The organism is Erythrobacter sp. CCH5-A1 (assembly GCF_001557115.1).
GTDB lineage: Bacteria > Pseudomonadota > Alphaproteobacteria > Sphingomonadales > Sphingomonadaceae > Erythrobacter.
Window position 1 is genome coordinate 1 of sequence record NZ_LSKQ01000297.1, and the last position, 14636, is coordinate 14636.

15 protein-coding genes are annotated in these 14636 nt (G+C 67.2%); 3 read left to right on the top strand and 12 right to left on the bottom strand.

Features of this window, described 5'->3' with window-relative positions:
• Nucleotides 1-351 precede the first annotated feature (351 nt).
• From rseP to rpsB, 8 genes are all read right to left on the bottom strand, one after another.
• Nucleotides 352-1449, bottom strand: coding sequence for an RIP metalloprotease RseP (gene rseP / locus AX708_RS17930; protein WP_066529883.1), 1098 nt, complete (start codon nt 1447-1449; stop codon nt 352-354).
• Between the two features lie 16 nt (nt 1450-1465).
• Nucleotides 1466-2632, bottom strand: a complete 1167-nt coding sequence (gene dxr / locus AX708_RS17935) for a 1-deoxy-D-xylulose-5-phosphate reductoisomerase (RefSeq protein ID WP_066529887.1) — start codon at nt 2630-2632, stop codon at nt 1466-1468.
• Nucleotides 2629-3411 (bottom strand): phosphatidate cytidylyltransferase, encoded by a 783-nt coding sequence (locus AX708_RS17940; RefSeq protein ID WP_066529888.1) that lies wholly within the window; start codon nt 3409-3411, stop codon nt 2629-2631. Before AX708_RS17940 ends, dxr begins: the two co-directional genes overlap by 4 nt.
• Nucleotides 3398-4039, bottom strand: a complete 642-nt coding sequence (gene uppS, locus AX708_RS17945; RefSeq protein WP_066529890.1) for a polyprenyl diphosphate synthase — start codon at nt 4037-4039, stop codon at nt 3398-3400. The genes AX708_RS17940 and uppS overlap by 14 nt, the downstream gene beginning before the upstream one ends.
• A gap of 61 nt (nt 4040-4100) precedes the next feature.
• Nucleotides 4101-4658, bottom strand: a complete 558-nt coding sequence (gene frr / locus AX708_RS17950) for a ribosome recycling factor (RefSeq protein ID WP_066529892.1) — start codon at nt 4656-4658, stop codon at nt 4101-4103.
• A gap of 18 nt (nt 4659-4676) precedes the next feature.
• Complete coding sequence (pyrH, locus tag AX708_RS17955) at nt 4677-5396, bottom strand: UMP kinase (RefSeq protein WP_066529895.1); 720 nt, start codon at nt 5394-5396, stop codon at nt 4677-4679.
• A gap of 146 nt (nt 5397-5542) precedes the next feature.
• Entirely contained in the window at nt 5543-6469 is a 927-nt protein-coding gene (gene tsf / locus AX708_RS17960) for a translation elongation factor Ts (protein ID WP_066529897.1), read from the bottom strand.
• 112 nt (nt 6470-6581) lie between these two features.
• Nucleotides 6582-7364, bottom strand: a complete 783-nt coding sequence (rpsB, locus tag AX708_RS17965) for a 30S ribosomal protein S2 (protein WP_066529903.1) — start codon at nt 7362-7364, stop codon at nt 6582-6584.
• A gap of 292 nt (nt 7365-7656) precedes the next feature.
• Between rpsB and AX708_RS17970 the strand changes: the two genes are divergently transcribed.
• A complete protein-coding gene (locus AX708_RS17970) occupies nt 7657-7914 on the top strand; it encodes a hypothetical protein (RefSeq protein ID WP_066529906.1) in 258 nt (85 codons plus the stop codon).
• On the opposite strand, the gene AX708_RS17975 is transcribed toward AX708_RS17970, so the two are convergent.
• From AX708_RS17975 to AX708_RS17985, 3 genes are read right to left on the bottom strand one after another with little or no spacing between them, the layout of a single operon-like run.
• A complete protein-coding gene (locus tag AX708_RS17975; protein ID WP_066529909.1) occupies nt 7853-8746 on the bottom strand; it encodes a phosphatidylcholine/phosphatidylserine synthase in 894 nt (297 codons plus the stop codon). The two genes, AX708_RS17970 and AX708_RS17975, sit on opposite strands and share 62 nt — an antisense overlap.
• Nucleotides 8743-9495 (bottom strand): phosphatidylserine decarboxylase, encoded by a 753-nt coding sequence (locus AX708_RS17980; RefSeq protein WP_066529912.1) that lies wholly within the window; start codon nt 9493-9495, stop codon nt 8743-8745. The genes AX708_RS17975 and AX708_RS17980 overlap by 4 nt, the downstream gene beginning before the upstream one ends.
• 51 nt (nt 9496-9546) lie before the next feature.
• Nucleotides 9547-10692, bottom strand: a complete 1146-nt coding sequence (locus tag AX708_RS17985; RefSeq protein WP_066529918.1) for a beta-ketoacyl-ACP synthase III — start codon at nt 10690-10692, stop codon at nt 9547-9549.
• A gap of 192 nt (nt 10693-10884) precedes the next feature.
• On the opposite strand from AX708_RS17985, the gene AX708_RS17990 reads away from it, so the two are divergent.
• A complete protein-coding gene (locus tag AX708_RS17990) occupies nt 10885-12009 on the top strand; it encodes a GNAT family N-acetyltransferase (protein WP_156443403.1) in 1125 nt (374 codons plus the stop codon).
• A gap of 27 nt (nt 12010-12036) precedes the next feature.
• Here the strand turns inward: AX708_RS17990 and AX708_RS17995 are convergent, their stop codons facing one another.
• Nucleotides 12037-12903, bottom strand: a complete 867-nt coding sequence (locus AX708_RS17995; protein ID WP_233999678.1) for a LysR family transcriptional regulator — start codon at nt 12901-12903, stop codon at nt 12037-12039.
• A gap of 146 nt (nt 12904-13049) precedes the next feature.
• On the opposite strand from AX708_RS17995, the gene AX708_RS18000 reads away from it, so the two are divergent.
• Entirely contained in the window at nt 13050-14615 is a 1566-nt protein-coding gene (locus AX708_RS18000) for a proton-conducting transporter membrane subunit (RefSeq protein WP_067490555.1), read from the top strand.
• Nucleotides 14616-14636: the final 21 nt, after the last annotated feature.

Here is a 14636-nt window from a genome sequence, read left to right on the forward strand (position 1 = left end):
GGGCTGGGCTGCGGGGGCCGCGGGCTGGGTCTGCGCCGCGGCCAGCGCGGGCATGCCGGCAAGGATCGAGCCGCAGGCGAGCAGGCTCGCCAGCCGCAGCGGCGCGCGTGCGGGGGCGGCAGTGCAGTTGACCGGCGCCAGGCCCGTTTCGCTCAATCGGTTCATGCAGCTAAAATCCCGTTCTCAACCCTGTGCACCGCATCGTCTGAAAAAGACGCCGCGGCGACCTGCCAGCTCCATCCACGCTCCCCGCAGCGTGGCCCTTCAGTCCTCGCGTGGACGCCTCTGCCCCATGTGACATTCGCAATCAAGCCGCGCGGCCCTGCAGCGCGCGCCTATCCACCGCCCGCCTCAGCTGCCGAAGATCGGGAGCGAGATAATGTCATTCACCGTCACCACCGCCATCAACATCAGCACCAGCGCGATTCCGGTGCGATAGGCCCACTCGGTCGCCTGCGGCCCTACCGGCTTCCGGCGGATTGCCTCGGCCGCGTAGAACATCAGGTGCCCGCCATCGAGCGCGGGGATTGGCAAGAAGTTGATGAATGCCAAATTAAGCGAAATGAGCGCGGCAAAGTGGATGAAGGCCGCCGCGCCCAGGCTCAGCTGCTCGCCCGAATACTTGGCGATCTTGAGCGGCCCGCCCAGTTCCTTGACCGAACGCTCGCCGGTGACGATCTGGCGGATGCCGGTGATCATCATGGCCGTGATGTCCCAGCTTTGCTGGACGCCCAACGGGATCGCCTCGAGGACGCTCACCTTTTCAATCTCGTAACGCCCGTCCGCAGGCGCGATGCCGATCAGGCCTTCGGTGCTGACATTGCCGAATTCGTCGCGGCGCTGGCTGCGCGCGGTGGTCAGGACAAGGTCGATCTCCCTGCCATCGCGCCGCACAGTGAAGACCATCCGCTTGCCCGGATGGAGCGCGACCCGGGTCTTGAGGTCGGTGAAATCGCGGATCGCCTGCCCGTCGATTTCGACGATCACGTCACCGATCTGCATGCCCGCAGCCTGCGCCACGCTGCCTTCGGCGAAGGCCCCGATGGTGCGCGAATCCTCCTCGCCCACGATCACCGGCTTGCCGATGATGGCGAAGAAACCCGCGAAGATGGCAATTGCGAGCAGCAGATTGGTGACCGGCCCCGCGGCCACGATCAGCGCCCGCTTCCACAGCGCGGCGGCCTGAAAGCTGCCCTCCTCGACCGGCGCATGGGGATCGGGGACGCTAGCGGGGTTCATGTCGCCCCGGAACTGGACATAGCCGCCCAAGGGTAGCGCCGAGAGCTTCCAACGCGTTCCGCGCCTGTCGGTGAAGCCCATGAGCTCCTTGCCGAAGCCGACCGAAAACGCCTCGGCCTGCACACCGAACCAGCGGCCGACCAGATAGTGGCCGAGCTCATGCAAGGTCACCAGCGGCCCCAGCACCAGCAGGAAGCCGAGCACATACATCCAGAAAGGGGGGCTTTCAAACAAGGGCTTGGGTCTCCAGCAGGGCCTGTGCCTGCATCCTTGCGGATTGGTCCACGGCGAGCACCTCTTCAAGGGTCGCGGGGCGCGGGGCGTCGTTGCTGCGCATCAGGGTCTCCTCGACCAATGCGGCAATCCGGGTGAACCTGATCTGACCGGCGAGGAAAGCGGCGACCGCGACTTCGTTCGCCGCATTGAGGATCGCGGGCGCGGAGCCTCCGGCGCGGATCGCCTCACGCGCGAGGCGGGTGGCGGGGAAGCGTTCCTCATCCGGCGCGTGGAAGGTCAGTTCGCCAATCGCAGCGAGATCGAGCGCCTCAAGCGGCGTCTCCATCCGCTGCGGCCAGGCGAGGCACGAGGCAATGGGCACGCGCATGTCCGAAGGGCCAAGCTGCGCCAGCGTCGAACGGTCGCGAAATTCGACCATCGAGTGGATCACGCTCTGCGGATGCACCACGATCCCGAGCTTCTCGAGACCCACGGGGAAGAGGTGATAGGCCTCGATATATTCGAGCCCCTTGTTCATCATCGTCGCGGAATCGACGCTGATCTTGGCGCCCATCGACCAGTTGGGGTGAGCGACGGCCTCGGCCGGGGTCGCGGCCTCGAGCTGCGCCTGCGTCCATGTCCGCAGCGGGCCCCCGCTGGCGGTAAGGGTGATCTTCGCCACATCCTCGATGCGGTTTCCGGCGAGGCATTGGAAGATCGCGTTATGCTCGGAATCGGTCGGCAGCAGCGTGGCGCCGTTGCGCGTCACCGCCTCCACCAGCACCTCGCCCGCCGAGACCAGCGCTTCCTTGTTGGCGAGCGCAATGGTGCCGCCCCGCTCTACCGCCGCCATGACCGGCGCAAGGCCCGCGCAGCCGACAATCGCCGCGACCGTCATGTCGACGGGCCGCGCCGCCGCCTCGACCAGCGCCTGCCGCCCGCCCGCCGCTTCGATGCCGCTGCTGCCCAATGCCTCGCGCAGTTCCGGCAGGCAGCTCTCGTCACCCACCACGGCGAGCTTCGCGCCAAACTCCACCGCCAAAGCGGCGAGCTCTGCCGCGCTGCACTGCGCGGTCAGCGCTTCGACCTCCCAGCCATCCCGATTGCGCCGCACCAGATCGAGGGTCGATGCCCCGATCGATCCGGTCGCGCCGAGCAGGGTGAGCGTGCGCTTCATGCCGCAAACAACAGCCACAGGATCCGCGCCTGTTCGATCACGAACAGGGTAAAGAACACGGAAATGAACCCGTCGAGCCGGTCGAACAGCCCGCCGTGCCCCGGGATCAGCGCCCCTGAATCCTTCACCCCCGCGCGGCGCTTCATCCAGCTCTCGAAAAAGTCGCCCGCCTGCGCAAGGATCGCGATGACCAGCCCGCTCAGCACCGCCCCCACCAGCGCCACCGTCGGGGCGCCAGGAATGAGGGCACCCGGCCCGATGTCGATCACTTCCGCCGCGATGCCGACCAGCCCGGCGAGGAGCGCCCCGCCCGCCAGCCCCGCCCAAGTCTTGGCCGGACTGATCTTGGGCGCAATCCTCGGCCCGCCGATGGCCCTTCCGGCAAAATAGGCCCCCACATCGACCGCGATCACCGGAAGCAGGAAGCCGATCAGCACGCCAATCGGGTCATAGCCGGCAAAGTCGGGATCGAGCGGCAGTACCTGCCGTCCGTTCCTTACCGCCATCATCGCATAGGCTGCGCCGCCGACATAGATCACGCCGGCAAAGAACCACAGCGTCTCGGCGACGCCCGACAGGCCGAAACGCTCGATCAGCTTGTTCCATTCCCAGATCACCCCGCCCGCCAGCAGCACCACGAAGGCGGTCCAGAACCAGCCCCCCAGCCAAAGCGCGCCGCCCGCAAGCACCAGCATCACGATAGCGCTCGCGAAGCGCACCGGCAGGTCCGACACGCCCGCGCGCGTGTCCCTCACCCGTGCCGCATCACCGTCCGCCATAGCGCCGCTCCCTCCGCGCAAAGTCACTCAGCGCCTGCGTCAGGTGCGCAGGCTCGAAATCGGGCCACAGCGTATCGACGAAAAGCATTTCCGCATAGGCCGCCTGCCACAGCAGGAAATTCGACAGGCGGATTTCCCCGCTGGTGCGGATCAGGAGGTCGAGCGGCGGCAGGTCGGCGGTGTCGAGATGGGCCGCGATGCTCTCGATCGTCACCTCGCCCGCGTCGGCCGCCTTGGCCGCCGCGCGCGCGATCTCGTGCTGGCCGCCGTAATTGAGCGCCACCGCCAGCGTCTGGTTCCCGTTCGCGGTCTGCGCGAGAGCATCTTCCAGCATCGCGACGATATCGGGGGCAAGGCTCTGCCAGTCGCCGATGATCTTCAGCTTGACTTTATTAGCGACGAACTCGGGCAGGTCCGATTTGATGAACCGCCGCATCAGGTTCATCAGATCGTCGACCTCGTCCTCGGAACGCTTCCAGTTTTCGGACGAGAAGGCATAGAGCGTCAGGCACTCGAGCCCCGTCGGCTCCAGCGCGCGCACCAGCCGCCGCACCGCCTCGACCCCGCGCTGGTGGCCGACCGCGCGCGGCAGGCCCCGCTTCTTCGCCCAGCGGCCATTGCCATCCATGATGATGGCGACATGTCTGGCGCGCGACTGGTCCAATCCGTTCCCCACAATCCTGCCCGCCTTACTGGGTCAGGATTTCCTGTTCCTTCTTGGCCGCCGCCTCGTCCGTCTCCTTGACGTATTGGTCGGTCAGCTTCTGGACCTGGTCTTCCGACCGCTTGCGCTCGTCCTCGGAGATTTCCTTCTTCTTTTCGTCGGTCTTGAGGCTTTCCATCGCGTCACGCCGCACGTTGCGGATCGCGATCTTGGCCTTCTCGGCATATTGGCCCGCGAGCTTGGCGAGCTCCTTGCGGCGCTCCTGCGTAAGATCGGGGATCGGCAGGCGCAGGGTCTGGCCGTCGATGATCGGATTGAGGCCGAGATTGGCGTAGGCAATCGCCTTCTCGACCGCGTGCATGTTCGCCTTGTCCCACACCTGCACCGAGAGCATCCGCGGCTCGGGCGCCGAGACGGTGGCGACCTGCTGGAGTGGCATCATCGAGCCGTAGACCTCGACCTGCACCGGATCGAGCAGCGTGGTGTTGGCGCGGCCGGTACGCAGGCCCTGAAGATCGCTCTTGAGCGATTCCACCGCGCCCTTCATCCGGCGCTCGACATCGGCCTTGTCAAATTGCGGCATGACTGGGTTCCTCTGGTTCTACTTGTCTTGGACGATGGTCTGGACCCCCTCGCCCGCCAGCACGCGGGCAAGGTTGCCCTTCTCGCGGATCGAGAAGACCACGATCGGAATCTTGTTGTCGCGGCACAGCGCCACGGCGGAGGCGTCCATCACCTTGAGGTTGTCTGCAAGGACGCGGTCGTAAGTGACGGTTTCGAAACGCACGGCATCCGGGTTGTGCTTGGGGTCGCTGTCATAGACACCGTCGACACTGGTGCCCTTGAGCAGCGCATCGCACTTCATTTCCGCAGCCCTCAGCGCCGCGCCGCTGTCGGTGGTGAAATAGGGCGCACCGACGCCCGCGGCGAAGATCACCACGCGGCCCTTTTCCAGATGGCGCTCGGCGCGGCGGCGGATCACCGGCTCGCACACCTTGTCCATCTCGATCGCCGACTGCACGCGGGTCTGGACGCCGAGCTGTTCGAGGGCGTTCTGCATGGCGAGCGCGTTCATCACGGTCGCCAGCATACCCATGTAATCGGCCTGCGCGCGGTCCATCCCCTTGGCCGCGCCCGCCATCCCGCGGAAGATGTTGCCGCCGCCGATCACGAGGCAGATCTCGAGCCCGGTCTCCTTCGCCGCCTTCACTTCCTTTGCAAGCTCGGCAACAAATTCGGGGTCGATCCCGAACTGCTGGTTCCCCATCAAGACCTCGCCCGAGAGCTTGAGGAGGACGCGCTTGATGGTGGGGAGAGACATGAGGCCTCGGGGCTCCTGCTAAAATCGGGTGGGGGGCACTTAACGGGACAAGCGCCAAATCGCAAAGGGTAAGCGCGCCGCCTACCCACGGAAACGGCCGCCGCAGCATGTCGCTGCGGCGGCCGCCTTTTGTGTCCGAAGCCGGATCAGCCCTTCAGCGTCGCCGCCACTTCCGCGGCGAAATCGACTTCTTCCTTCTCGATGCCTTCGCCGAGCTGGAAGCGCACGTAGTCGACCAGCTTGATCGACTTGCCCGCGTCCTTGGCAGCCTTGGCGATGTATTCTTCCACGGTCGCCTTGCCGTCCTTGACGAAGATCTGGCTGAGCAGCGCGTTTTCCTTGGCGAACTTCTTCACCGCGCCTTCGACCATCTTGGCCTGCACGTCGGCGGGCTTGCCGCTTTCGGCGGCCTTTTCGGCGGCGATCTTGCGCTCGCGCTCGATCACGTCGGCGTCGAGCCCGTCAGCGTCCAGCGCCTGCGGGAACATCGCCGCGGCGTGCTGGGCGATGTCCTTGCCCAGCGCGTTCAGCGTGTCGGCGTCGGCATCCGATTCCAGCGCGACGAGCACGCCGATCTTGCCCAGGCCGTCGGCCGCCGCGTTGTGGATGTAGGGCACGACCGCGCCCTGCGTCACCGCGACCTGCTTGATGCGGCGGATCTGCTGGTTCTCGCCGATGGTGGCGACGTTCTCGGTCAGCTTGTCGCCCACGGTGCCGCCGCCCGGATAGGCCGCCGCCTTGAGGGCTTCGACGTCGCTGGTGCCGGTCTCGAGCGCGGCCGCGGTGGCGTTGCGCACGAAGGTCTGGAACTGGTCGTTCTTGGCGACGAAGTCGGTTTCCGAGTTGATCTCGACCGCCACGCCCTTGGTGCCCTGGACGAGCACGCCGACAAGGCCTTCAGCGGCCGTGCGGCTCGACTTCTTCTGGGCGGTGGCGAGGCCCTTTGCGCGCAGCGCGTCAACCGCAGCCTCGATGTCGCCGCCCGCTTCGGTCAGCGCCTTCTTGGCGTCCATCATGCCAGCGCCGGTGCGCTCGCGCAGCTTCTTCACGTCGGCGACGGAAATATCGGCCATGGAGAATTCCTTTGTATGTGTTCTGAGGCGCCGGGCACCCGCGGTGAGTGTCCGGCGCGCTAGAGGGGGATTGTGACGGGCGATTGACGGATCAACCGCTCGTGCAGAAAGATCAGGCTTCAGCGTCTTCCGCGGCAGGCTCTTCGACCACCACGTCTTCGGCCGGGGGCTCGGCCATCGCGCCGAAATCGCTCGACACGTCGGCCTGGAACTTGCCCTTGCCGGCGAGCGCGGCTTCGCCGATCGCCTGGCAGTAGAGGCGCACCGCGCGGCTGGCGTCATCGTTGCCCGGCACCGGGAAGGCGATGCCGTTGGGATCGACGTTGGTGTCGAGGATCGCGATAACCGGAATGCCGAGGACGCCGGCTTCCTTGATGGCGAGGTCTTCCTTGTTGGCGTCGATCACGAACATCACGTCGGGAATGCCGCCCATGTCGCGGATCCCGCCCAAGGACATTTCCAGCTTCTCGCGCTCACGGGTGAGCTGGAGCACTTCCTTCTTGGTGAAGCCCGAGGTGTCGCCCGAGAGCATCTCCTCGAGGCTCTTGAGGCGACGGATCGAACCCGAGATGGTCTTCCAGTTGGTGAGCATGCCGCCCAGCCAGCGATGGTTGACGAAGTGCTGGCCCGACATGCGCGCGGCTTCCGCGATCGGCTCCTGCGCCTGGCGCTTGGTGCCGACGAACAGCACCTTGCCGCCCGAACGCACGGTCTGCTCGACGAAGTCGAGCGCGCGCGCAAAAAGCGGCACGGTCTGCGACAGGTCGATGATGTGAACCCCGTTGCGCGCGCCGAAGATGTACGGCTTCATGCGCGGGTTCCAGCGGTGGGTCTGGTGGCCGAAGTGAGCGCCGGCCTCGATCAATGCTTGCATGGTGACGACGGGAGCCGCCATAGGTATTTCCTTTCCGGTTGTTCCTCTGGAAGGCTGGAACCGCGCTTGCGGAGATCCCGCGAGCGGCACCGGTATGAGCGCCTTCCATGTGAATTTGCCTCGATAATGGCCGAATGCCTTTGTCGGAGCGAGCGGCCCCTTAACCGTGTGGCCTCGCAAAATCCAGTCCCCAATCGCCGCCTACGGAAAAAACCTCACCGGATCGGTCACGATTGCACTTGACTCGGGGGAACAGTTGGAGAACAAAGCGACAGAACAAATGTGGAACCTTCGGACATAAGGGCAAACCCTCATGCTTTCTCTCGCCATCACCGCCCTCTTCACCCTCACCGGCCTGATCGCCGCTGCCACCGTCGCCCATTGCCTGGTCGAAGCGCGCAAGGCCTATGTGCGGCTGATGCGCGAAGGCGAGATCATGCGCGCGGGCTTTGCGCTGCAGGCTGCGGCGGTCGAGATGGCTCTGCGGCCCGCACCGCGCCGCACGGTGGCTATGCGGCGGACGGGTCTGCCGGCTGGCCTGCCGCATCCGCGGCCTGCTTTCGCCGCCTAATCCGGGCATATTTGACAAGGCCGTAGGGCATCAGCGCGAGATAGACGATGCTGATCGCCGCGAGCGTCCACCAAGGCTCGAGCAGCAGGGCGGCAAAGGCAAGACCGGTGAAGGCGATCAGCGGCAGACGGATCGACCGGCGCGGACGCAGCGAGGCCCAGCTCAGCGTCGGCAGGTTGGAGATCATCAGCCCTGCGATCAGCGTCAGCCAGGCGGCCATGAACACCGGCTCGCGAAAGCCCGCATAGCCGGTCTCGAGCCACAGGTAGAACGGCGTGAAGGCGAGCCCTGCCCCGACCGGCGCCGGAACGCCAGTGAGGAAACCGGCGGACTTGTGCGGCTGGTCGTCGACATCGATGCGCGCGTTGAAGCGCGCGAGCCGCAGCGCACAGCAGATCGCGAAGGCGAGCGCGGCGAACCAGCCGAAGCGCTCCCAACTCTGGAGCGACCACAGGAACAAAATCAGCGCGGGCGCCACGCCGAAGGACAGCGAATCCGCAAGGCTGTCGAGCTCGGCGCCAAAGCGCGACTGGGCGTTGAGCAGCCGGGCGATGCGCCCGTCGATCCCGTCGAGCACGCCTGCCAGCACCACCAGCCCGATCGCAAAGGCCCAATGCCCGTCGATCGCGAAACGGATGCCCGTCAGCCCCGAACACAGCGCCGCCGCCGTCACGGCGTTGGGGAGCATCGCCCGCAAGGAAAGGCCGCTGCCATCGCCTGCCGCGCGGGCATCCTCGTCCTCGGCGGCCTTGGGGCCGAGCCGCGCCGGCAGGTAGCGCGCGCCCGGAAGCTTGCGCGCAGGCCGCTTCGTGCGCGAGCCGGGCGTGGTCATTGCGAGATGCCTTCGATGAGGCCGCGCTCGCCGATTTCGGCCAGCACCGTCTCGCCCGCGATCACGCTCTGTCCGATCATGACCTTGGGGTCGGTCCCGGCGGGCAGATAGACATCGACCCGGCTGCCGAAGCGGATCAGCCCGACACGCTGGCCCTTGGCAAGAATGTCGCCGGGCTTGACGAAGGGCACGATACGCCGCGCCACCAGCCCCGCGATTTGGGTGAAACCGATGCGCAACCCGTCGTTGCGTTCGACCAGCAGGTGCTGGCGCTCGTTCTCCTCGCTCGCCTTGTCGAGCTCGGCGCTGACGAAGCGGCCGGGGATGTAAACCACGCGTCGAACCGTCCCGCCCACCGGCGTGCGGTTGATGTGGACATTGAAGACACTCATGAAGATCGACACCCGCGTCACCGCTCCGGCAGGTAGGCCCGGATGGCCCGAGCCGTCGTCGATCTGGAGCTCGAGCGGGGGTTCGACCTCGCGGATCAGGCTGACGATTCCGTCAGCAGGCGAAAGGATCACATTGTCCGCCTGCGGCACGACGCGTTCGGGATCGCGGAAGAAGGCGAAAATGCCGGCCGATGCCAGCAGCAAGGGCCAGCCGAGCAGCTCCCAGTCGAGCGCGAGCAGGAAGAACAGCGCAGCGCCTGCAGCGATCAGCCCGAACTTGCGCCCTTCCGGGTGGATCGCGGGCCAGTCCCAGCCCGCCTCGCCGCGGCCCATGTTATCGAGGATTTCGCCTGCCATGGCTCACGCTTCTAGGGAGGGCTTGCGCTCCCCGCAAGGAAGGTCTCCCGCTCAGCCGACCTTGCGTACGAACACGCAGCCGGCAGAGTAGCCCGCGCCGAACGAGCAGATCAGCCCGGTGTCGCCAGCGGCAAGTTCTTCATTATGCTTGTGAAAGGCGATGATCGAGCCCGCGCTCGAGGTGTTCCCGTAGGTGTCGAGCACGGTCGGGCTCTCGTCCTCGGACGCCTCGTGGCCCAGCACGCGCTGCGCGATCAGGCGGTTCATGCCTGCGTTCGCCTGATGCAGCCAAAGGCGCCTCAGGCCCTCCGGCGCGATGCCGAGCCGCTGCGCCTCGTCGATGATCATCTGCGCGACCATCGGCACCACTTCCTTGAAAACCTTGCGCCCTTCCTGGACGAACAGCTTGTCGGGGGCGCCTTCGCCTTCGGGCGCGGCGCGGTTGAGGAAGCCGAAATTGTTGCGGATGTTGTTGGAGAACACCGTCTTCAGCTTGGTACCGAGGATCTCCCAGTGCTGCGCGGGGGCGATCGCGGCGTCTTCCACCAGCACTGCGGTCGCCACGTCGCCGAAGATGAAGTGGCTGTCACGGTCGCGCCAGTTCAGGTGGCCCGAGGTGATCTCCGGGCTGACCACAAGCACCGAGCGTGCGTTGCCGGCGCGGATGTAATCGGCTGCGGTCTGGATGCCGAAAGTGGCCGACGAGCAGGCGACGTTCATGTCGAAGCCGAAGCCCTCGATGCCGAGCGCCTGCTGGATCTCGATCGCCATCGCCGGATAGGCGCGCTGCATGTTGGAGGCGGCGCACAGCACCGCGTCGACATCCTGCGGCGCGCGGCCGGCACGGTCCAGCGCCTGGCGCGCGGCGGCGACGCCGATTTCGGCCATGACCGAGATCTCGTCGTTCGCGCGCTCGGGCAGGCGCGGGCACATCACCTCGGGATCGAGGATCGCCGCCTTGCTCATCACGTGGCGCGCCTTGATCCCGCTCGCCTTTTCGATGAACTCGACCGAGGAATAGGCGAGCGGCTCGGCATCGGGGTTCGCCGCGTTGTGCCGGTCCACGAAGGCGTTGAAGCTGGCGACCAGCTCTTCGTTGGTGATGCTTTCGGAGGGCGTGAACAGGCCGGTGGCGGAGATGACCGGGAGGCCGGTGGGTTCGGCGCTGAGCGCGGGGGTCTGTTGCGATTCCTGCATGGATCTCTCTTGGATGCCCAATTCGTGAGGGGCGCGCGGCATTACGCCGCCACTCGGCCGGCTGCAAGGCCCCGTCGACCTTGTCGGCATGGCGCAGTCCTCCGCAGTGTCAAGATCGTGTCACGAACACAAGCCACTGCACAATGCGCCGGGTGGTGCCTTGCCACCCCCACGGGTGGAGCATCCTTGCGCGTGACTTGCGAATTGCTGTGCGATGCCGCCGCACTGGCGGCCGACGGCTCGCTGCCCGCGCGCCACGTGATGGCGTTCCGCGCGCAAGGCACGCCCGCCCTGATCGCCAATGCCGCCTGCGAGGTCATGCTGCTGCGGCACGGCGCCGTGCGGCTGCCGGTGACGATCGACGACGGCACCCGCGGGCGCACCTATGTCTCGAGCCCGCACAGCACCTATGTCCTCTATCCGCGCGACGAGATCGGACTGATGGGCCTCGGCGGTGTGCGCTACGCGGCCGAGGGCGTGCTGGGGCTGATCGGGGGGCTCATGCGCGTCAGCCGCCTCAACCGCGCGGTGCATCTCGACAACTGGCTGCTCTCGACCAACCTCCACGGCAGCTGGCAGGGCGATGGACTGGCGCAGATGCGCAGCCATCTTGTGGAGCGCTATCCCGATCACTTCATCGTGATCCGTTCAGTGGACGAATGGACCTGTCCGGCGCTGCTGGAGAGGGTGCACGCCGATGGCTGGACGCTGCTGCCCGCCCGGCAAGTGTGGGTGACCGACGATCTTGCGCGCGACTGGCGTCCGCGCAGCCACACCAAGGCCGACGCGCGAGCGCTGCGGCGATCGGGGCTGGCGCTGGAGCGCCCTGTGCGGATCGACCCCGCCGATGCGGCGCGGATCGCCGATCTCTACCACCAGCTCTACGTGACGCGCTATTCGGCGATCAATCCGCGCTTCACGCCTGCATACATCATGATGAGCGCCGAGACCGGCCTGCTCACCTATTCGCTGCTGCGCGATCCTGCGGGCGAGGTGATGGCCTTTGCCGCCCTGTCGTGCGCGGGCGGGGTCGGGACGGTGCCGCTGATGGGCTATGACACCGCGCGGCCGCAGGCGGAGGCGCTCTACCGGATCGCCAGCCACTGTGCGACCGAGCTCGCGCTGGAGCGGGGCCTCAGGTTCCACGGTTCGGCCGGCGCCTCGCAGTTCAAGCGCAATCGGGGCGCGCGCGGGATCATCGAATACATGGCGGTCGACGGTCGGCATCTGTCCGCCCCGCGCCGGACCGCGCTGGCGCTGTTGGCCGCCGGGCTCAACCGCTTCATGGTGCCGATGCTGGAGAGCCGGGGCTGGTGAGCCCGTGCCAGCGGGCGGGAAGCGGATCTATCCGCTTGCCGGCAGGGCCTCGTCCAGCACCTCGCGCAGCAGCGGATTGGGGAAGGTGCGCGGCGTGGTGACGGCGTGGAATTCCTCCGTCAGCCCGGGCAACTGGGCGAGCTCGTAGAGCGCGCCGTTCGCGAGCTCGTCCCGCACCACGATCGGCGGGATCACCGCGACCCCGGCGTCCGATCGCGCGAGCAGCCGCAGCATCGCCATGTCGTCGGCCTCGGCCGCGATGCGCGGCACGATCCCGAGCGTTTCGACCAGCGCGTCGAACCCGGCACGAAGGGCAGTCTCCGGGGTGGGCAGGATCAGCGGCGCCTGCGCGAGCAGCGCCGGCAGGCCCCGCGCGGCGAGCGCGAGTCGCGAGCGCGCGCCCACCACACTGACGGGCTGCTCGGCCAGCCGCCGGACGAGATAGGGGCTCGCCGCGTCGCGCGCGGGCGCCTGGTTGGTGAGCAGCACATCGATCCTCAGCGCATCGAGCGCGCGCAGCAGGCTCGCCTGCGTGCCCGAGCGCAGCACCACCTCGACATCGTCGCGCCGCAGCAGCGGGGCAAGGAACCCCATCTGGAAATTGCGCGACAGGGTGGCGAGCGCGCCGATGCGCAGGACCTTCCTCTGCCCGCCCACCGCGCGGAACGTGGCGGCAAGCTGTTCGGAGGCGCGGAAGATCTGCTCGGCATAGTCCAATGCGATCCGCCCCGCTTCGGTCAGAACCAGATTGCGCCCGCGTCGCTCGAAGAGGTCGTGGCCGAGATCGGTCTCCAGTGCCTTGATCTGGGTCGAGACCGCGCTCTGCGAGATGTTGAGCGCCTTGGCCGCGGCCGTCAGCGTGCCTTCTCGCGCGACCGCACGGAACAGGCGCAAGTGGTGCAGGTTGAGCGTGGCGATGGGCGTGACTCCGGCTTATCGTTCACATGAACAGAATGATTGCGGACAAAATATGAATTTTTCTTAAGTCCGTCCACCCTCTATCCGCTGCAGCAACCCCATTGCCGACGGAGTGCTGCCTCATGCCCGACGCCATCACCGAAACCATGGTTGCCCCGCTGGCGCTTCTGCCGGTCATCCTGCTGGCTGCGGCGCGCCCGGGCAAGCGTCCCGGCAGCCTGCCGCTGCTCGCAGAGCTTGCCGCCTTCGCCGCCTTCGGCTTGACGCTGGTGGGCCTCGCCCAGAACGTGCTGGGCACATACACCGGCATCGCCGTTCTCGAGGCCCCCTTCACCCTCGCCCTGCGCGCCGATCTGGTCGCGGCGAGCCTTGCCGCGCTGGTCGGCTTCATCGGCTGGATCGTGATGCGCTACAGCCGCACCTACCTCGACGGCGAGGCGCGCGAGGGGGCGTTCCACGGGTTGATGCTTACCGCGCTCGCGGCAGTGCTGGTGTTCGTCCAGGCGGGCACGCTGCCGACGCTCATCCTCGCAACCGTCGCGGTCGGCCTTGCCCTGCGCAAGCTGCTGCTGTTCTACTCCGACCGCCCCGAGGCCCAGCGCGCCGCGACCAAGTTCGCCTATGTCTGGCACGGGGGTGACGTGCTGCTCGCCGTCGCCGCGGGGCTGCTGTTCAGTCGCTTCGGCACGCTCGATCTCGCTGCGCTCCCCGTGGCGGCGACCACCGACGGCCTTGGCCTCGTCGGCACGCTCGGCGTCGCTGCGATCGTCGCGGCAGCGGCCCTCAAGACCGCCGCCTTCCCGCTCCACGGCTGGCTCACCGAAGTGATGGAGGCCCCCACCCCCGTCTCGGCGCTGCTCCACGCCGGGATCATCAATTCGGGCGGGGTGCTGCTGATCACCGCGGCTGCCCTCGTCCAGCAGAGCACGGGCGCGATGGCCGCGCTGGTCATGATCGGCGGCTTTACCGCGCTGTTCGGCGCCGCCGTGATGCTCACCCAGAGCGCGATCAAGACCGCGCTTGCCTGGTCGACCGTCTCGCAGATGGGCTTCATGCTGCTGCAATGCGGCCTCGGCCTGTGGACCCTGGCGCTGCTGCACATTGTCGCCCACTCGCTTTACAAGGCGCACGCCTTTCTCTCCTCCGGCACGGCGGTGAGCGAGGTGTCGAACATCCGCCGCCCCGGCCCGGTCGCGGTGCCGAGCGTGCCCGCGGTGCTCAAGAGCTTCGCCCTCGCGCTTGTCATCTTCGCCGCAATTGCCGCCAGCTTCACTTTTGCTTTCGGTCCCAAGACCCCGCAGGCGCTGGCGCTGGGGGCGATCCTGATCTTCGGAGTGGCCTACCTCGTCGCGCAGGGGCTTGCCGACCGCGCGCCGACTCAGCTGACCAAGCGCACCGCCGCCGCCGCTCTGGCAGCCGCGATCGGCTACTTCAGCTTCCAGACCCTCGCGCAGACCATCTGGGGTCCGGTGCTCCCCGCGGCCCCGATGCCGGGCGAGCTCGAATGGGCGCTGCTGGTGGTCGCGGTGGCAAGCTTCGGCCTTGTAGCCTTCGCACAGGCGCTGTTCCCTCTGTGGGCGCACCACCCCGCCACCGCCGGCCTCAGGGTCCACCTCGCCAACGGCCTCTATCTCAACGCCCTGCTCGACCGCGCGATTGGCGGCTTCCGTACCACTACGACCCGCTGACGCCAGCACCATCGGAGACAA

Excerpts from the sequence above, each read along its gene's own strand:
- rseP (WP_066529883.1), bottom strand. The coding sequence starts at position 1,449 with ATGTATGTGCTCGGCTTCCTGCTGGTGCTGGGGCCGCTGGTGACCTTG.
- dxr (WP_066529887.1), bottom strand. The coding sequence starts at position 2,632 with ATGAAGCGCACGCTCACCCTGCTCGGCGCGACCGGATCGATCGGGGCA.
- AX708_RS17940 (WP_066529888.1), bottom strand. The coding sequence starts at position 3,411 with ATGGCGGACGGTGATGCGGCACGGGTGAGGGACACGCGCGCGGGCGTG.
- uppS (WP_066529890.1), bottom strand. The coding sequence starts at position 4,039 with ATGGATGGCAATGGCCGCTGGGCGAAGAAGCGGGGCCTGCCGCGCGCG.
- frr (WP_066529892.1), bottom strand. The coding sequence starts at position 4,658 with ATGCCGCAATTTGACAAGGCCGATGTCGAGCGCCGGATGAAGGGCGCG.
- pyrH (WP_066529895.1), bottom strand. The coding sequence starts at position 5,396 with ATGTCTCTCCCCACCATCAAGCGCGTCCTCCTCAAGCTCTCGGGCGAG.
- tsf (WP_066529897.1), bottom strand. The coding sequence starts at position 6,469 with ATGGCCGATATTTCCGTCGCCGACGTGAAGAAGCTGCGCGAGCGCACC.
- rpsB (WP_066529903.1), bottom strand. The coding sequence starts at position 7,364 with ATGGCGGCTCCCGTCGTCACCATGCAAGCATTGATCGAGGCCGGCGCT.
- AX708_RS17970 (WP_066529906.1), top strand. The coding sequence starts at position 7,657 with ATGCTTTCTCTCGCCATCACCGCCCTCTTCACCCTCACCGGCCTGATC.
- AX708_RS17975 (WP_066529909.1), bottom strand. The coding sequence starts at position 8,746 with ATGACCACGCCCGGCTCGCGCACGAAGCGGCCTGCGCGCAAGCTTCCG.
- AX708_RS17980 (WP_066529912.1), bottom strand. The coding sequence starts at position 9,495 with ATGGCAGGCGAAATCCTCGATAACATGGGCCGCGGCGAGGCGGGCTGG.
- AX708_RS17985 (WP_066529918.1), bottom strand. The coding sequence starts at position 10,692 with ATGCAGGAATCGCAACAGACCCCCGCGCTCAGCGCCGAACCCACCGGC.
- AX708_RS18000 (WP_067490555.1), top strand. The coding sequence starts at position 13,050 with ATGCCCGACGCCATCACCGAAACCATGGTTGCCCCGCTGGCGCTTCTG.